The organism is Bacillus sp. DNRA2, from assembly GCF_012843265.1.
Classification (GTDB): Bacteria; Bacillota; Bacilli; order Bacillales; family Cytobacillaceae; genus Bacillus_BU.
Genome location: NZ_JABAIT010000013.1, coordinates 92,389 through 108,059, shown reverse-complemented (window position 1 = coordinate 108,059; position 15,671 = coordinate 92,389). Strand labels below are relative to the sequence as shown.

Annotated in this window: 13 protein-coding genes and 1 other annotated feature; of the genes, 6 read left to right on the top strand and 7 right to left on the bottom strand. The window is 37.3% G+C overall.

Annotation, left to right across the window (positions count from 1 at the left end; all coding sequences use genetic code 11):
- The first annotated feature begins 88 nt into the window (after positions 1 to 88).
- The 3 genes from ilvA to HHO41_RS12700 all read left to right on the top strand — a co-directional run bounded on the left by ilvA (position 89) and on the right by HHO41_RS12700 (position 3,035).
- Positions 89 to 1,291 carry a threonine ammonia-lyase gene (gene ilvA, locus HHO41_RS12710; protein ID WP_169099157.1) on the top strand — a complete coding sequence of 401 codons (1,203 nt, stop codon included), beginning with the start codon at positions 89 to 91 and terminating at the stop codon, positions 1,289 to 1,291.
- A gap of 138 nt (positions 1,292 to 1,429) precedes the next feature.
- A complete protein-coding gene (locus HHO41_RS12705; protein WP_169099155.1) occupies positions 1,430 to 2,077 on the top strand; it encodes a glycoside hydrolase domain-containing protein in 648 nt (215 codons plus the stop codon).
- 169 nt (positions 2,078 to 2,246) lie between these two features.
- Positions 2,247 to 3,035: a Cof-type HAD-IIB family hydrolase gene (locus HHO41_RS12700; RefSeq protein WP_169099153.1), complete on the top strand. Its 789-nt coding sequence runs from the start codon at positions 2,247 to 2,249 to the stop codon at positions 3,033 to 3,035.
- A 67-nt stretch (positions 3,036 to 3,102) separates the two neighbouring features.
- Here HHO41_RS12700 and HHO41_RS12695 read toward each other — a convergent pair whose 3' ends face one another.
- The 3 genes from HHO41_RS12695 to HHO41_RS12685 form a co-directional block, all read right to left on the bottom strand.
- A complete protein-coding gene (locus tag HHO41_RS12695; RefSeq protein WP_169099151.1) occupies positions 3,103 to 3,879 on the bottom strand; it encodes an enoyl-CoA hydratase/isomerase family protein in 777 nt (258 codons plus the stop codon).
- Positions 3,880 to 4,102: 223 nt separating this feature from the next.
- The gene (locus HHO41_RS12690) at positions 4,103 to 4,714 is read right to left on the bottom strand and encodes an enoyl-CoA hydratase/isomerase family protein (RefSeq protein ID WP_169099149.1); all 612 of its coding nucleotides are present in this window, start codon (positions 4,712 to 4,714) and stop codon (positions 4,103 to 4,105) included.
- Positions 4,715 to 4,913: 199 nt separating this feature from the next.
- Positions 4,914 to 6,986, bottom strand: coding sequence for a bifunctional 2',3'-cyclic-nucleotide 2'-phosphodiesterase/3'-nucleotidase (locus HHO41_RS12685; protein WP_169099147.1), 2,073 nt, complete (start codon positions 6,984 to 6,986; stop codon positions 4,914 to 4,916).
- Between the two features lie 223 nt (positions 6,987 to 7,209).
- Here HHO41_RS12685 and HHO41_RS12680 point away from each other — a divergent pair, with 223 nt between their 5' ends.
- Positions 7,210 to 7,650 carry a DUF1284 domain-containing protein gene (locus tag HHO41_RS12680; protein ID WP_169099208.1) on the top strand — a complete coding sequence of 147 codons (441 nt, stop codon included), beginning with the start codon at positions 7,210 to 7,212 and terminating at the stop codon, positions 7,648 to 7,650.
- Between the two features lie 68 nt (positions 7,651 to 7,718).
- On the opposite strand, the gene HHO41_RS12675 is transcribed toward HHO41_RS12680, so the two are convergent.
- The 4 genes from HHO41_RS12675 to HHO41_RS12660 all read right to left on the bottom strand — a co-directional run bounded on the left by HHO41_RS12675 (position 7,719) and on the right by HHO41_RS12660 (position 12,771).
- Complete coding sequence (locus HHO41_RS12675; protein ID WP_169099145.1) at positions 7,719 to 8,966, bottom strand: glutamate-5-semialdehyde dehydrogenase; 1,248 nt, start codon at positions 8,964 to 8,966, stop codon at positions 7,719 to 7,721.
- 15 nt (positions 8,967 to 8,981) lie between these two features.
- Positions 8,982 to 10,073: a glutamate 5-kinase gene (gene proB, locus HHO41_RS12670; protein ID WP_169099143.1), complete on the bottom strand. Its 1,092-nt coding sequence runs from the start codon at positions 10,071 to 10,073 to the stop codon at positions 8,982 to 8,984.
- A gap of 128 nt (positions 10,074 to 10,201) precedes the next feature.
- Positions 10,202 to 10,417, bottom strand: a binding site (T-box leader).
- A 78-nt stretch (positions 10,418 to 10,495) separates the two neighbouring features.
- On the bottom strand, positions 10,496 to 11,857 hold the full coding sequence (locus HHO41_RS12665; RefSeq protein ID WP_169099141.1) for an aspartate kinase: 1,362 nt from the start codon (positions 11,855 to 11,857) through the stop codon (positions 10,496 to 10,498).
- A gap of 269 nt (positions 11,858 to 12,126) precedes the next feature.
- Positions 12,127 to 12,771, bottom strand: coding sequence for an NAD(P)-binding protein (locus HHO41_RS12660; protein WP_169099139.1), 645 nt, complete (start codon positions 12,769 to 12,771; stop codon positions 12,127 to 12,129).
- Between the two features lie 146 nt (positions 12,772 to 12,917).
- On the opposite strand from HHO41_RS12660, the gene HHO41_RS12655 reads away from it, so the two are divergent.
- Both HHO41_RS12655 and HHO41_RS12650 read left to right on the top strand, forming a co-directional pair.
- Positions 12,918 to 14,036: an AbrB family transcriptional regulator gene (locus tag HHO41_RS12655; protein ID WP_169099137.1), complete on the top strand. Its 1,119-nt coding sequence runs from the start codon at positions 12,918 to 12,920 to the stop codon at positions 14,034 to 14,036.
- Between the two features lie 247 nt (positions 14,037 to 14,283).
- Positions 14,284 to 15,612 carry a helix-turn-helix domain-containing protein gene (locus tag HHO41_RS12650; RefSeq protein WP_169099135.1) on the top strand — a complete coding sequence of 443 codons (1,329 nt, stop codon included), beginning with the start codon at positions 14,284 to 14,286 and terminating at the stop codon, positions 15,610 to 15,612.
- The last annotated feature ends 59 nt before the right edge of the window (positions 15,613 to 15,671 follow it).

Below are 15,671 nucleotides of genomic sequence, written 5' to 3'. Positions count from 1 at the left end.
TTTTGCCTATATGCCTTCTCCCCCACCTAAATCTGTTAACGAATAAACAGATTGGGAACGTTAACAATAACAGGGAGGAGGCATTTTCATGATTTGTATTGAAGATATATTTACAGCACAAGAAAAAATGAACGGGATGATTCACCAGACACCTCTCGATTTCTCAAAAACATTTAGCACACTTTCTAAAAACGAAGTCTATTTAAAACTAGAAAATTTACAAAAAACAGGCTCATTTAAAGTGCGAGGCTCCTTTAACAAAATGCTTTCGTTAAGAAAAGATGAAGTTGAAAAAGGTGTTATCGCAGCATCCGCCGGAAATCATGCCCAGGGCGTAGCCTTTTCAAGTCATTTACTAAATATTCCCTGTACGATTATCATGCCAAAAGGGGCGCCCATTAGTAAAATCCTTGCCACGAGACAATACGGTGCCGAAGTGGAACTACACGGCTCAGGCTTTGATGAGGCACTTAATTACGCACTTGATTTAAAGCAACAAACTGGAGCTGCTTTTGTTCATCCTTTTGATGACCAATTTATTGTCGCAGGTCAAGGTACAGTTGGTTTGGAAATATTAGCGCAGCTACCTGACGTTGAGGCAGTTGTTTGTCCTATTGGCGGCGGCGGTTTAATTGCTGGATTAGCTATGGCAATTAAAGAGCAGAAACCAGATGTTTTAGTTTACGGAATCGAAGCCCTTGCATGCCCTAGTATGAAACAATCGCTCCAATCAAACAAAGTCGTTTCAATTGATTCTTCCCCCACTATGGCAGATGGAATAGCAGTGAAAAAGCCAGGTGAACTACCCTTTCAAATCGTCCAAAAGTATGTGGATGATATTTTTTGTGTAGATGAAATGGAGATTGCCAGAACGATGCTGATGATGCTTGAACGAAGTAAACTGCTTGTTGAAGGATCAGGTGCTTGTTCTCTTGCATCGTTGCTGTATCGTAAACTTCCGATTGAGGGAAAGAAAACAGTAGCCGTTATAAGTGGTGGAAACGTTGATGTGAGCTTTATTTCTAGGATTATCGAACGCGGAATGGTTGAAGCAGGTCGTTTTGTTCACTTTAGTTTATTTTTAAAGGATAAGCCAGGTGAATTGGAGAAACTACTCGGGAATATTACAAATTTGGAGGCTAATGTCTTAAACTTATCTTTAGAACATATTGGCGAAAAAATTTTCCCAGGATATGCTATGCTCCACTTATCATTAGAAACAAAAAATCAAAATCATGTTGAGTTTATTTTCAGTGAATTGTCTAAAAAAGGTTACGAAATTCAAAGCTAGTCAAAAACTACATATTTTTCAATTATTCTCAAACAGAACACTTGTTTCAACCTCCCTTTTTCGGATTATCAAGTATTGATTTAGTTAGTAAATCATATATTGTACGATTAAGGCTTTTTCTCGAAAGGGGAGACTGGTTTGAATCACATTTGGGGAGTTGACACAGCTCAAGCGGTAAATAAGGAATTATATGATTGTGTCCAAAATACTTATGGGAAGCCAGCCTATTGGGGGCGTTATTTGATTGAAGTTCCCAACGCGGCCGCTGGTTTAACACGTGCAGAAATTCAATTTATCAGAAATAACGGCACAAAAATCATGCCGATTTATAGTAATTTTAAAAGTGCAACTGGTGAGCGCGCAGGTCGAATGGTTGCAGGTAACATGATCTATCAGGCTAGGCGGCTCGGTGTACCACGTGGAAAAATTTTATTTGCCAATATCGAACGCTATTTTGCGGTGGATGGGGCATGGATAACAGCTTATATCAATACGATGCGAAATAGTGATTATTTAGCCGGTATATACTTTGATCCATTGGAGAAGAATTTCCAACAAGGCTACTGTGCTGCTGTTAGTGAAAATAATGCGCTTGCTAACCATGTCGTTTTATGGAGTGCTCGCCCAGAAGCTGGTGTTTCAAAAGCTAGTAACCCTCCACGCTTCCGCCCCACAAAACCACCATGTCAGGCAAATGTCTGGGGCTGGCAATATGGCCGTAATGCAAAAGAGTGTCCGATAGATACAAACCTAGTGAACCAAAGGCTTTTCGATTTGCTTTGGTAAAATAACGGATGAATGCCTAAAATCTCCTCGCTACCGGATTTGAGCCGGTGGCGATTTTTGTGCATCGATTTGGAAAAAACAACCCAAATATTATTAAATATGCTATCCTGTAATTATTCATTTCCTATTTTTCATCATCTAAAATCAATCATGTTAAAAGGAGTATCTCATGCAAGATTACAAAATATTATTCTTAGATATTGATGGAACGATTTTGCGTCCGGATCATACAATTGAAGCTTCAACAAAACAAGCGATTTTGCAAATAAAACAAAAAGGATTGGAAGTTGTTTTAGCAACTGGCAGACCTCTCCACGAACTTGAAGAAATCGCGACTGAGCTTGATATACAATCCTTTATTTCGTATAACGGCTCGTATGCCATTTACAAGGGTCGAGAGATATTTAAAAGGTATATCAATACCAATGTAATTGATGATTATATTACGATTGCGTCAGCACATGGTCACGATCTCATTTTTTATACGAATCAAGAAAACCTAATGGTCAATCCTGATTCGAAAAAAATCAAGACCTTTTTAGAACATTTTTGTTTTACAAAAAACAACACTTTTAAGGATAAATATAGAGATCAAATCTTTTCCGCCACACTCATTACCACCCATCAAGATGACCTCAAGCTTTATCCGACTAATAATGGTGTCCTATTATCTCAAATTAATGTTGAGGGGATGCATCACTGCTTTGATATGCTTGTCGCCGATATCAATAAAGGTATTGCGGTACAAGCAATGCTAAATTCTTTGAACATTCCACCTGAATTGGCAATTGCGTTTGGTGACGGCTTAAATGACAAGGAGATGTTGTCAATGGTTGGCGAAGGGATTGCAATGGGAAACAGTAACCCAGACTTATTCCAATATGCCAAACATGTCACTACAGACGTTTGCAATTCAGGTGTATACAATGGCTTAAAATTATTAGCATTACTTCCATAATAGTCTCAAAATAAAACAAGAAGGAGTCGAGTACTCCTTCTTTTTATCCTTATTAAAATCAGCTACGTTAATTGCCTGAAAACTTCGGGGTTCGGTTTTCTAGAAAGGCCCTGACTGCCTCTTTATGGTCCTGTGTTTGCAGCAGCACTGTTTGCACCATATTTTCATTCATTAATGCGACATCTAGATTACTATATCTAGCTCGATTTAACAAATGTTTCACGTATTTATTACTTAGAGGTGGACCATCCATAATAAATTGTGAAAAAGCAACTGCATGTTCATAAAGGTTGCCTTCAACAATTTGATTTACAATTCCTTTTTGATAGGCCTCCTCAACAGTGATGATTCTTCCAGAAGAAATCCATTCCTTTGCAAGTGCGAGCGGCAAATAATCCACTAAATTCTTGGTTAAACCCATATCAGGAATTAATCCCAGTCTCGAAAAGCTTAAAGAAAACTTTGCGGTCCGGTCGGCAATGATAAAATCTGAAGCGAGTGCCAATCCAAAGCCGGCTCCTGTAGCAAAGCCTTGAACTGCTGCAACAACATATTTATCTAAATCGACAATTGTTTTTGCCAGTGATGCAGTCATTTCAATCCATTTAGATGTTTCGCTAGCGTTCTCCAATGCCATCAGCACATCTAAATTAGCACCACCGCAAAAATTTTGACCTTCACCAGAAAGAATAATAACTTTAATATCCGGATCCTCTTCAGCAACTCTTAAAGCTTCGACTACCCTGACTACTAAATCCTCCGTTAACGAGTTTTCCTTTTCTGGTCGATTCAGGATGATATGTCCTATTTGCCCATCTACTCTGTATATAACCGGACTCGACATTTGATTTCACCCTTTCTGGATACAAACATTTATTTTATAAAGGTGGTCATAAAAATGAATGTCACAGTTCACAAATGAAGTTCATTTATATACAGAAAGATTCTAGGAAATATATCCTGTTTCCTGTCCTATATCACAATAATTTCTGACAACTTTATGTCAGATATTTCCACTATCATTACGTTCACTACTATTGTTTTGTAATTGAAGTTAAATTCTATCTTTATATGACATCTTTTAACGGCTGCTTTCGAGCCCATTCCATTGCCACATCTACCAATTCTTCACTAGCAATGATATCATCAACAACTTCTAATTTGAGCGCTGTCATTGCATTAAACACAGTGTGATTGCGTATCAAATCCTTGACTTGCTCCTTAACCATGGCATCTTGCAATCGTTTTGTATGAACTTTTCTGTCTGTGGATTCATCGATCTTTGGAAAAATAAATCTAGCATTCTCTGAACAAATGCGATAATCACATGATAAAGCAAGCTCTAAGCCACTCTCGAGAGCTAAACCGTTAATTGCTGCAACGATTGGCTTGGATACCCTTTCAATTCTAGCAAAAGCAGCGCGTGAAATCGTAGATAAATCCTGTAAGGCGAATTGTTTAAATTGTTGGATTTGCATTAAATCATAACCCGTGACAAATGCTTTTTCACCTTCACCAGTAATGACAATACCAGCAATATCATTTCGAGCTTCAAGTTTATCAATCATCGAAAGCAATTCATGAAGGATTTGTGTATTTAATCCATTAATTGGCGGACGATTAATAAAAACAATCGCAATATCTTGTTCGTATTGAGTCCGAATATATTGATAACTCATATACTTACCTCCTTTACAAAGAAAGATGTTTTAATTTTCTGGTTTTTCAGAATCCTTACTTACAATTATACTACAAGATTTCTATTGATAAATTGTATAAATATAGCGACTTTCAACACGTTTCGGCACAAAAGCCCCTCAACTATTTTGAATTCCTGTAAAAAACGCAGGGTAACTCGAATGAGTCACCCAAGTTTGCTTAATCCTTACTTAAATCCAATTTATAGATTCCATATCCTTGTTCATCAATTTGTTTTGTAAATGAAATTCTGCTTCCAGCTTTAATGTAGGTCTCGCCTTTCGGTGATGTTGTGAAGCTAATCTTGACCTGTTTATTAATTGGCGCAATTGACCAGTTTTGATCAACTGTTGGTACGATTTCTTTATAATGTATGATATACTTCATTAAAATTTGGCGATTTTCAGCAACAGCATCAAGGACTACTTCGCTTCCGCCAACCCCTGGGAAATTTCCCCCTCCACTCGCGCGATAATTATTAGTCACAACTATGAAGTCTTGATTCGGGTCAATCCGTTTGTTGTTATAGGACAGATTTATCACCCGATTAGAGGCTGGATTAATTAATTTCCCAGCAATATCATATTTTGGTGGCTTCGTTACATCAAATTGATATTGAACACCATCCATAACATCAAAATTAAAGACTGGATAATTCGGATTAAGCAACGGTTGAACTTCCTTGTTTAAAGGATCAATCGTATTAAATTGCCCCGCGGACATTTCGAGCCACTCCTTTATAACCGAGCCTTTAACCTTTATTGCCTGAAATGTATTATCATACGAATACAAATCTCCTGTACTTCGTATCGTAAAATTACCTTTTTTAATTTCGGTGTAATCCTCAAATCCATTTCTACCGGCTTTAAATGGTGCGCTGACAGACAGAATTGGCAAATTTTGATATTCTGGTTTTATTTTCTCTATGTGTTTTTCCACGTACCATTTTTGTGCATTTGTCACGACTTGAATGGAAGGATCGTCCTGAACAAGCGCGAAATAACTTTGAATGTCATCACTTGTTTTTCCTATCGGAGTATTGATGTATTGTACTGTTGCTTTATGATCAGATAACACCGCATGAACAATTTCCTCATCCGGTTGCACAATACTTGTATAGTTCATTTTTCCAGTTACCGAATCCTGGTTTTCTAACCAAATTTCTCGTGTATGTGATTGCGAATCCACTACTGTCCATTTTCCATTCAGCTTATTTAGCTGTAAGTCAATGATCCCTAGTGAACCGCCTCCAAAACCCGCCTGTACCGCCGGGACTCCATTTATTGTTCCTTTTCGATTATCAATTCCTGGTAATGGTTGTTTATCTGGTCCGAGCAAAGAACCATCCAATGCAGTCGCAGCTTTTGCAGGAAAAAGCTTATGCGAATGTGAAAAGGCAATCGCATCAATCCCAGGAATTTTACTTAACGGATAAACGGCATTTTCCGAATCACTAATTGTCGGCTTAAAGCCGGTGTGAGCAAGTGCAATGACCAAATCTGCTCCCTTTTCGCGAATTTCAGGGACAAATTTTCTAGCCGTCTCAACGATATCCTTCACGACTACTTTTCCTTTAAGATTTGCCTTGTCCCAAATCATCGCTTGAGGAGGCATAAATCCAATAAAGCCTATTTTTAATACTTGTTTTTTTCCTGTTTCATCGATAAATTTTTTCCTAATGATTTTATAAGGTTTGAACATATTTTTATCATTGTCGGGATTATCATCTTGATCATCAATGTAGACGTTTGCGTTGATGTATGGAAAATTAGCATCATTATATGCTTCCTTAAGAAATTCGATACCAAAATTAAATTCGTGATTGCCTAAAGTTGCAATTGTATAGTCCATTAAATTCATAGCTTTAAATACCGGATGAATCTCCCCTGGCTTTAATAAATCATATTTCGCTTTAAACGCAGCAAGTTGAGTTCCTTGTATTAAATCACCATTATCAACTAAAATACTGTTTTTTATCTCTTTTCTCGCATTTTTTATCAGTGTAGCCGTTTTGGACAGACCAACCTTGTTAAACTCTTCATCTTTATTGTAATCATAGCTTAATATGTGAGCATGCACGTCTGTCGTTTGCATAATTCGCAGACTCAATAAAGAAGGGATCGTTCGTTGATTTTGACTCGCGGTAATAGCCTCCCTTGCGGATACAGTGCTGATTCCAAAGCCACCAGCTCCAAATACCAAGCTTATGGTAAGTACAACTGATAGATATATTTTAATGCGGGTTGCTTCCACAAAGATCTCTCCTTATGAGTATGATGAGCAAATATGTTCAATTGAAATGGATTAACTTGAGAACTGGGGCTCTTTTGATGTAAATATTGTTTCCAATTTCTTGGATTCATACCAAAAAATATTGTGGGGAATTGTGTCGTTGAATAATGATTTTAACTAGGAAAAAATTATGTTAACCTAAAATTATAAAAAGTTTACTTTTAAGGTGAAATTTAGATTGGTGGTGACAAGATTGTATTTAAGAGGACATCATCTTTTATGTGTTCAAGGTTTTCAGGGAATGGGCTATAGCGATTATTTTGTCGTGAAAATGAATGAGATTGTTAACGAACTTCGTGATGAAGAACTTGATTTTCCCATTACGGTAGTGGCTGGCTTTGACAATGCGTGCATGGCATGTCCAAATCGAGGTGAGCGCGTCTGTGAAGCAAGTATTGGTTCTCAAAAACATGTTTTGTCCATGGATATAAAGGTTTTGAACCATTTAGGTTTAATGGTGGGTAAAAAATATCAAAAATCAAAATTAATGGAGTTAGTCGCGATGAAAGTAAAACCAGATGATTTAGATTTTTTATGTAAGGGCTGCTCTTGGCTTCAGTATGGTGTATGTAAACAGGGGATTTTGGAATTGAAGGAAAAGTGGGTATCTGTTCCGTTATTTTGATAATACAATTAGGTAATTTTTCTACGAAAAATAAATGCACCGAAAAACCGGTGCATTTATTCCCTATATTATCCTCGGACTTGGCCGTTTCCGTATATATAAAACTTACTAGACGTTAACGCCGGTAACCCCATAGGTCCACGTGCATGCAGTTTTTGCGTACTAATGCCAATTTCTGCACCATAGCCAAATTCAAATCCATCAGTGAAACGAGTTGATGCATTGTGATAAACTGCAGCTGCATCAACTTTAGTTAAAAACATCTCAGCATTTGCGTTATCTTCAGTAATAATCGCCTCAGAGTGTCGTGTACCATATTGATTAATATGTGCAATGGCTTCATCTACATTTGAAATAACCTTTACACTCACCTTCAGTGCTAAATACTCTGTATACCAATCTTCTTCCGTTGCTTGCTTCGCTTTACTAAACGTTGCACAAACCTTTTCATCTCCGTAAATTTCAACAGAATGATCATCAAGTGCTTTCAATAGTTTTTCGCCATTGTTAACAAACCAATTTTCATGAATAAGGATTGTTTCGATTGCATTACAAACTGATGGGCGTTGCGTTTTACCATTAATCGCGATGCGTTCAGCCATGATTGGATCTGCTGTTTCATCGATAAAAATATGACAGTTACCAGCACCCGTTTCCAAGACAGGGACGGATGCTTCACGAACAACTTTATCAATTAAATTTTTACCGCCACGGGGAATCAATACATCTAAGTACTCATTTAAGTGGAACAACTCAGTTGCCGTTTCATGACTTGTATCTTCAATCAATTGCACGGCAGCTAAAGGTAAATCTGTTTTTTCCAAAGCTCGATGAATGGATTGAACTAAGGCAATATTAGAGAAACGAGCCGATGAGCTTCCCCGTAAAATAACTGCATTACCTGTTTTTAATGAAAGTGTCGCAGCATCCATCGTAACATTTGGTCTCGCCTCATAAATCATCCCGATGACCCCAATTGGGACACGGCGTTTCTTGATTAGTAAGCCGTTTTCCTTCTCAATTGATTCGAGGGTTTCACCAACAGGATCGCCAAGCTTAACGAGAAGACCAATTGCTTCGGCCATATCTGTAATTCTTTTCTCATTTAAGAGGATTCGGTCAAGAACTGAATCATCTAAACCTTTTTGTTTTCCTAGTTCCAGGTCCTTTTGATTTTCGGATATGATATATTCTTGATCTTTCAATAATTGTTTCGCAATTTTTTCTAGAGCATCATTCTTTTGCTCTGTCGAAATACCAATTAACTTAAAGCTTGCCTGTTTTGCCAATGCTCCCTTTTGTTTAACCTCACTCATTTCCATTCCTCCCCTTTAAGCTTTTACCCATTTATCACGATGGATGACAGCGACAGCTGCACAATTTTCCAGCTCGTCTGTTCGTTTACCCATAATTTTAGATAACTCTTCAGCAGAAAACAAAACCTCGCCTTTACCAAGTAAGCCTGAAGGACCATAAACCTCGACCACTTCACCTTTCTCGAACACACCATCAACATGATATATTCCTGCTGGCAACAAACTCTTACCATTAAATAAGAGAGCCTCTTCTGCCCCTTTATCAACATAAATTTGTCCTGATACTGCAGAATGTAAAGCAATCCACTGTTTGTTATTGTTTACTGTCTGTAGCTCATCACTGCCAATATACGTACCGTCGCCATTACCCTCTAAAATATCAAGTAGTTTTGATTCACCTTTGCCCCGTCCGATAAAAACACGAACGCCTAGCGATAATGCTGTTTTGGCAGCGATTAACTTGGAAAGCATACCACCTGTCCCCACATTCGAGCCTGCCCCGCCAGCAACAGCAAGCATATCGTCGGTAACATCAGTAAGATAATCAAATTTTCGAGCATCTGGATTGGAGCGCGGATTATCACTATACAAGCCATTAATGTCCGTTAAAATAACTAATTGCTCTGCATGAACTAATCCACTTACGAGTGCCGACAACATATCATTATCACCAAAAGTTAACTCTTCAACCGAGACCGTATCATTTTCATTAATTATTGGCAAAATACCTCGCTCCAAAAGCTCTGTTAACGTGGAATAGGCATTTCGGTAGCGATCCTTTTTCGAGAAATCATTGCGTGTAAGTAAAATTTGCGCAGGAACGATTTCGTATTTTCCTAAATGCTCCATATACGATTGAATCAACAAGCTTTGACCTACTGCAGCCGCAGCCTGTTTTCCTTTTAAGGTCACAGGTCTTGATGGATAACCAAGCTTTGTAAAGCCTGCAGCAACAGCCCCGGATGAGACAAGCACGATTTCATGTCCGTCTTCCCTTAATTTTGCAAGGGCCTGAATATGATCGGTGAATTTAACATAATCAATTTCACCTTTAGAATTGGTTAAGGAACTGCTTCCTATTTTTACGACAACCCGTTTTTTTTCCATAATAGTTCCCCCAAGAAATACAAACAGTGTTTACGGACTGAAGAGGCAGGTTTGCCTCTATGTCCTATCATCATCACCTAAATTTTACACATCTTTCTTCATAAGAAAAAGCCCTTTCCGCCTCTAAAAATAAGGACGAAAAGAGCTTTGTTTTCCGTGGTACCACCTTGTTTGGATGTATTTGACATCCCACTTAAACTGATAACGCCAGTTTGCGCCTATGCTTTTAACATAGGACTCTAAAGGCAGGTTCAGCGGCATTACTGTGGCGGGTCTTCCAGCTTTTAAACTCCGCTCTCTGTCACATCATGACTCGCTTACTAGTCCTTTATCAACGTTCGATAATTTGAATCTATTATTACAGATGTCTTGAAATAAAGTCAAGATTGTTCTTTGTTTTTTAATGAAATTTTCAAATAAACCTACACTGGTACAGCGACAAAAAACTCATCATACAATGCTTGTACGGCACGTTTCTCTAATTCTTCTTTAACAGCAAACATCATACTTACTTCTGAAGAACCTTGGTTAATCATTTCGATGTTAACATGCGCATTCGCTAACGCTTTGGCAGCGCGGGCTGTTGTTCCAACATTATGACGCATTCCTTCGCCAACGACCATGATTAACGCTAAATCATGTTCAATTTTTACTTCATCAGCCTGAAGTTCATTGTAAATTCGTTCAACGATTTTTTCTTCAGCGTCTTTTGTCATTTGCTTTTGACTAAGAATGATTGAAATATCATCAATTCCAGATGGGATATGTTCGTATGAAAAACCATAATCCTCTAAAATTTGCAAAAGTTTACGACCAAATCCAATTTCTCGGTTCATTAAATATTTATTTACATAGATGCTGCAGAAACCGCCATCACTGGCAATTCCAACTACAGGACCAGTCGAACCATTTCGTTTGTTCACGATGAAAGTTCCTGGTGCTGTTGGGTTATTTGTATTCCGCACATTTACTGGAATTCCAGCTCTAAATGCTGGAAGTAGAGCTTCCTCATGAAACACAGAAAAACCTCCATACGACAATTCACGCATCTCACGGTATGTCATTTCTTTAATTTCCTTAGGGTTTTGAACAATATTTGGATTTACCGAATAAACCGCATCGACGTCTGTGAAGTTTTCGTATACATCCGCTTTAACCGCATTGGCTAAAATAGAACCAGTAATATCTGATCCGCTCCGTGAGAAAGTTAACACTTGACCGAATTCGTTATATCCAAAGAAGCCTGGAAAAATCACAATTCCATCGCGATCACGAAGAGAATGCAAACGCTGATAGGATTCCGGTAAGGTTTGTGCATTTCCAGGTTCGTTGCTCACTAAAAGGCCAGCATCCTTAGGATTAACATAGGTAGCTTCGACCCCTTTATGCTGGAAAATCGCCGCAATTAGTTTGGCATTGTTATCTTCACCACTTGCTTTAATCGCATCAAGATATCGTTCTGGTGAACTTTGATCACCTTCGAGCAATGTCAGTAAATCTACTTTAATCGTATTAATTATATCTGATGGAACCCCTAATTCATCAGCAATAGTAGAATATCTTTCTACAATTTTATTAACTAATTCATTTGCTTCGCCATGCTTCATATATTCTTCAGCACAAGCAATTAAAAGATCGGTTACTTTAATATCATCTGAAAACCGTTTTCCTGGTGCAGAAACCACAACGATTTTGCGCTCAGTATCACTTGTAACAATATTAAAAACTTTTTCAACCTGTTCACCAGATGCTAATGATGAACCTCCAAACTTCACAACTTTCATAGTAACAACCCCTGCTCATGTAATGTCTATGTCAAATTTATTTCTTATTATCACCTTTTATTCCAAAAGAATCAAGCGTTTTCTTTTGTGTGTGCACATATGTTTTTTCCACAAGGACTTATTTTTTTGAAATAATCAAAAAAAAGCTAGGTCAGCCTCATCGCTGCACCTAACCTATTATTTAACAGGATACGATAATCATTTTAATAAAAAATTATCTTAAAATAAAGAGAAAATTTCATTTTGCCATAATGATTTCATCTTCTCGTTCATTCTGCCTCCTTAATAGTCAGTTCAATATTTCTTCCTATTAATAATTTTTTAAAGTCTTCCCAACGCTGATTACTATGTAGAAATGTATCATGAACAATCTCGGTTAATAGTTCTTTTTTCAGTTGGGGATTGTTTACTTGCTTCAAAATTACGCATCGAGCCACATGTAAAAAATCCAAATAACTTGCATAGCGTTCGTCAAAGTCAGCGGCTAGCTTTTCGGTAATTTTTTTTGATAAAGCTGGACTAGCGCCAGATGTGGATGTTGCGATGATCAATTTCCCACGTCTAACTATCGCTGGAAACTGGACATCTGACAGGTCCTGGTTGTCTAATAAACAAACGAGTTGGTTCGCTGATGCATGCTCTTTGACTGCTTGATTGATTCTTGGTTCATTCGTTGCGGCTATTACCATGAAAGCCCCTTCTATATCCTCTTTAGAGAAATATTTTTGTTTCCATATAAATACAGAATCTAATAGCAGTTTATGAAGCGTCTCGGTTAAGGTCGGACTTACAATTTCAAGGTTTGCTCCAGAATGTTGAAACGATCGAATTTTTCGTTCCGCCATCTTTCCTCCACCGATAATCACTATTTTTTTATCTGTAAACCGAATATTTACTGGATAAAAACCATTCATATCATCACAACCATTCTATCCTTCTAAAACAATCACATATTCTCTTATTTTACCATATGCCTCTGTTAAGGTGTCACTAATGATTCAATTGCTTACATCACTCGAACCTTGTGTTAGACTAAAATAACGAAAGGATTGGGAGATATATGGGAATATTTTCGCTTAATTTAAAATCAAAACCTGTTCAATTTTTGTTTACTTTTCTTATCGCCCTTTTTGGGGGTATAGTTTTTTCTTTACTTCATATACCAGTACCATGGCTGCTCGGACCAATGGCGTTCATTTTAATTTTCACAAAACTGTTTCGTGTTAGTTTTTATTGGCCAAGCAAAATTAGGGATACTGGTTTATTAATTATAGGGTATTCCATAGGACTTTCTTTTACTAAAGAGGTGCTGAAAGAGATTTCTTTGCAGTTACCCGTCATGTTCTTATTTACAACTTTAACCTTATTATTATGTTTTCTTTTGGCATTTATCGTTGCGAAGCTGTCCGGTGTAAATTTTCCAACTGTTTTAACTGGGAGTATTCCTGGTGGCTTAACACAAATGGTTTATTTTGCTGAAGAAACTAAAGGAATAGATGTTTCAATCGTCACATTTTTACAAGTAGTTCGCTTATTTGTGATTATATTTACCGTTCCATTACTAGTTTTTAGTCCTTTTTTTCCGGGAGAAACATCAAATATCGTTAAATTAGGTTCGGAATCGGGAGCGAGTCAATTAATAAACTCTTTACCTGAAGTCCTAGTCTATTGTACAGCTATTATATTGTTTGCAATACTTGGAAAAAAAGCCAATGCTCCTACTCCCTATTTACTTGGTCCGATTGTCGCAACAATCTGCTTAAACCTTACAGGATTACATGGACCTGAATTGCCAGTTTCGTTCATTGATATGTCTCAACTGATGATCAGTGTATATATCGGCATGCTTCTTCAGGTAGATAAGCTTAAACAGCATCGAAATATCTTATGGCTATCATTAATAAGCGGAATCATCTTGGTCACAGCCTCGTTTGTGTTTAGTTATTTGCTTCATTTAATATACAAAATCTCTGTCGTTACTGCTTTTTTAAGCTTAGCTCCAGGAGGAATGGATCAGATGGGAATTATTGCTCATGAGGTTAAAGCGGATTTATCATTTGTTGCTGGCTTTCAAATGTTCCGCTTATTATTCATTTACTTTGCCGTTCCCCCATTTTTACGTTGGCTATTTCAACGAACCACTCATTCCAATAAAAAGACGCCTAATGCTTCCAATTAATTGGAGCTTAAGGCGTTTTTTATTATCAATGTTATTTCTGACAAACATCTCAATAGTCCGACATCCTTCTGCAATTCTGCGGTTTTCTTTAACTTGTGGAGAATCTCGTCTTGTTTTGAGAAGTTTTGTCATCAGGCAGGAATATTAACTAGGTTGTGCTGAATAGTATTTTAAAGCATTTAAAACAGGGGCTTAAAAAATGAAATTACCTGACAATTAATCATAGAGGGAAAGGGTTGGCATAAATATGAAAAGTCCTAACATTAAAACATATACGATACAGGAAATCTGCAAACTACTTGGAATCCCTGTCGGAACCATTAAGCGTTGGGAAAAGGATTTAGATGGCTTACTCACCATTCCTAGAACTAAGCAAGGTGCACGATACTATACTAACCTAGAACTAGCGAAGCTGATTAAGATTAAAAATTTACGAGAAAACAACACAAGTTTGGAAAAAATCAAAGACATATTACTAGAACAAGAACAAAATAAACGAGAACAAGTAAATAAATCGACAAAGCCAAACACAAGTGTCAAGCCTGCAGCGGAATCTGAACTTCAACCCACCGAAAAAACTGTTCCTATTCCAGTATTATCAGATGACAATGAAAATGAGCTGTCACAGACAGTCGAATTTGAAACTGCTGTCATAACAAGACCTATCGCAACTGACACCGAACAAGGTCAAGGTCTTCCAAATCTTGAAGAGTTTTTCAATGTTATGGAGGCCTATAAGCAAAATCTATTAAGTGACATAAAATCTGAAATCAGAAATGGTATACGTAAGGAAGTTATTGAGGAAGTAAAAAAAGAGATTTCTAAGGGATCTATGCATACCGTTAAAACACTATCGAATTCAATTTATAAATTAGCTGAAAACACAAAATCAGATATTCAAGAGCTCTCGCAAACGATTCTAGAGACAGCTGAAAATACAACCGAAAACATCGTTACATTATCACATATCATTACCGCTACCTCAGAAAATACTTCAGAATCAATTGAGGCATTATCAGGTCAATTATATGCCACCACTGAAAACACTAATGACAACCTATTAACCCTATCACATCTCATTAACGAAACGACTGAGTCTACTACAGATTCAATTGAAGCATTAACAAGTCAATTAAATGCAAATGCCGAAAATACAACCGAAGACTTTGTCACATTATCTCATTTTATTACTTCAACCGCTGAAATCACCTCAGAATCTCTCGAAAACTTGACCAACAAAATCGCTGTCTCGACTGAAAATACGAATGACACCATTGCCTCATTAACAGAAAATTTTGCTAAGGCAACAAAGAATACAAATGACACTTTTCGATCAATCTCAAACTCGATTGCCAATTCTTCATTGTCCACTCAGCATGAACTAAGCAGTTTAGTAGAGGCAATTAATAAAGATCGAGAACTCTATCTTGAAACCCTCCATGAGGAACGAATGCATTATAAACAAGAAATTCGTACACGTGAATCCGTGTTTCAAGATATGGTGGCTAGTTTCCGTACAAGTGCAGCCGCAAAAGAAATAAAGGAAACCAAGAAATGGTGGAAATTCTGGAAATAACAACACCTATATCACGTGAAAAATAACCATATTCGGTAATGTTGTACCTGTGAACTAGC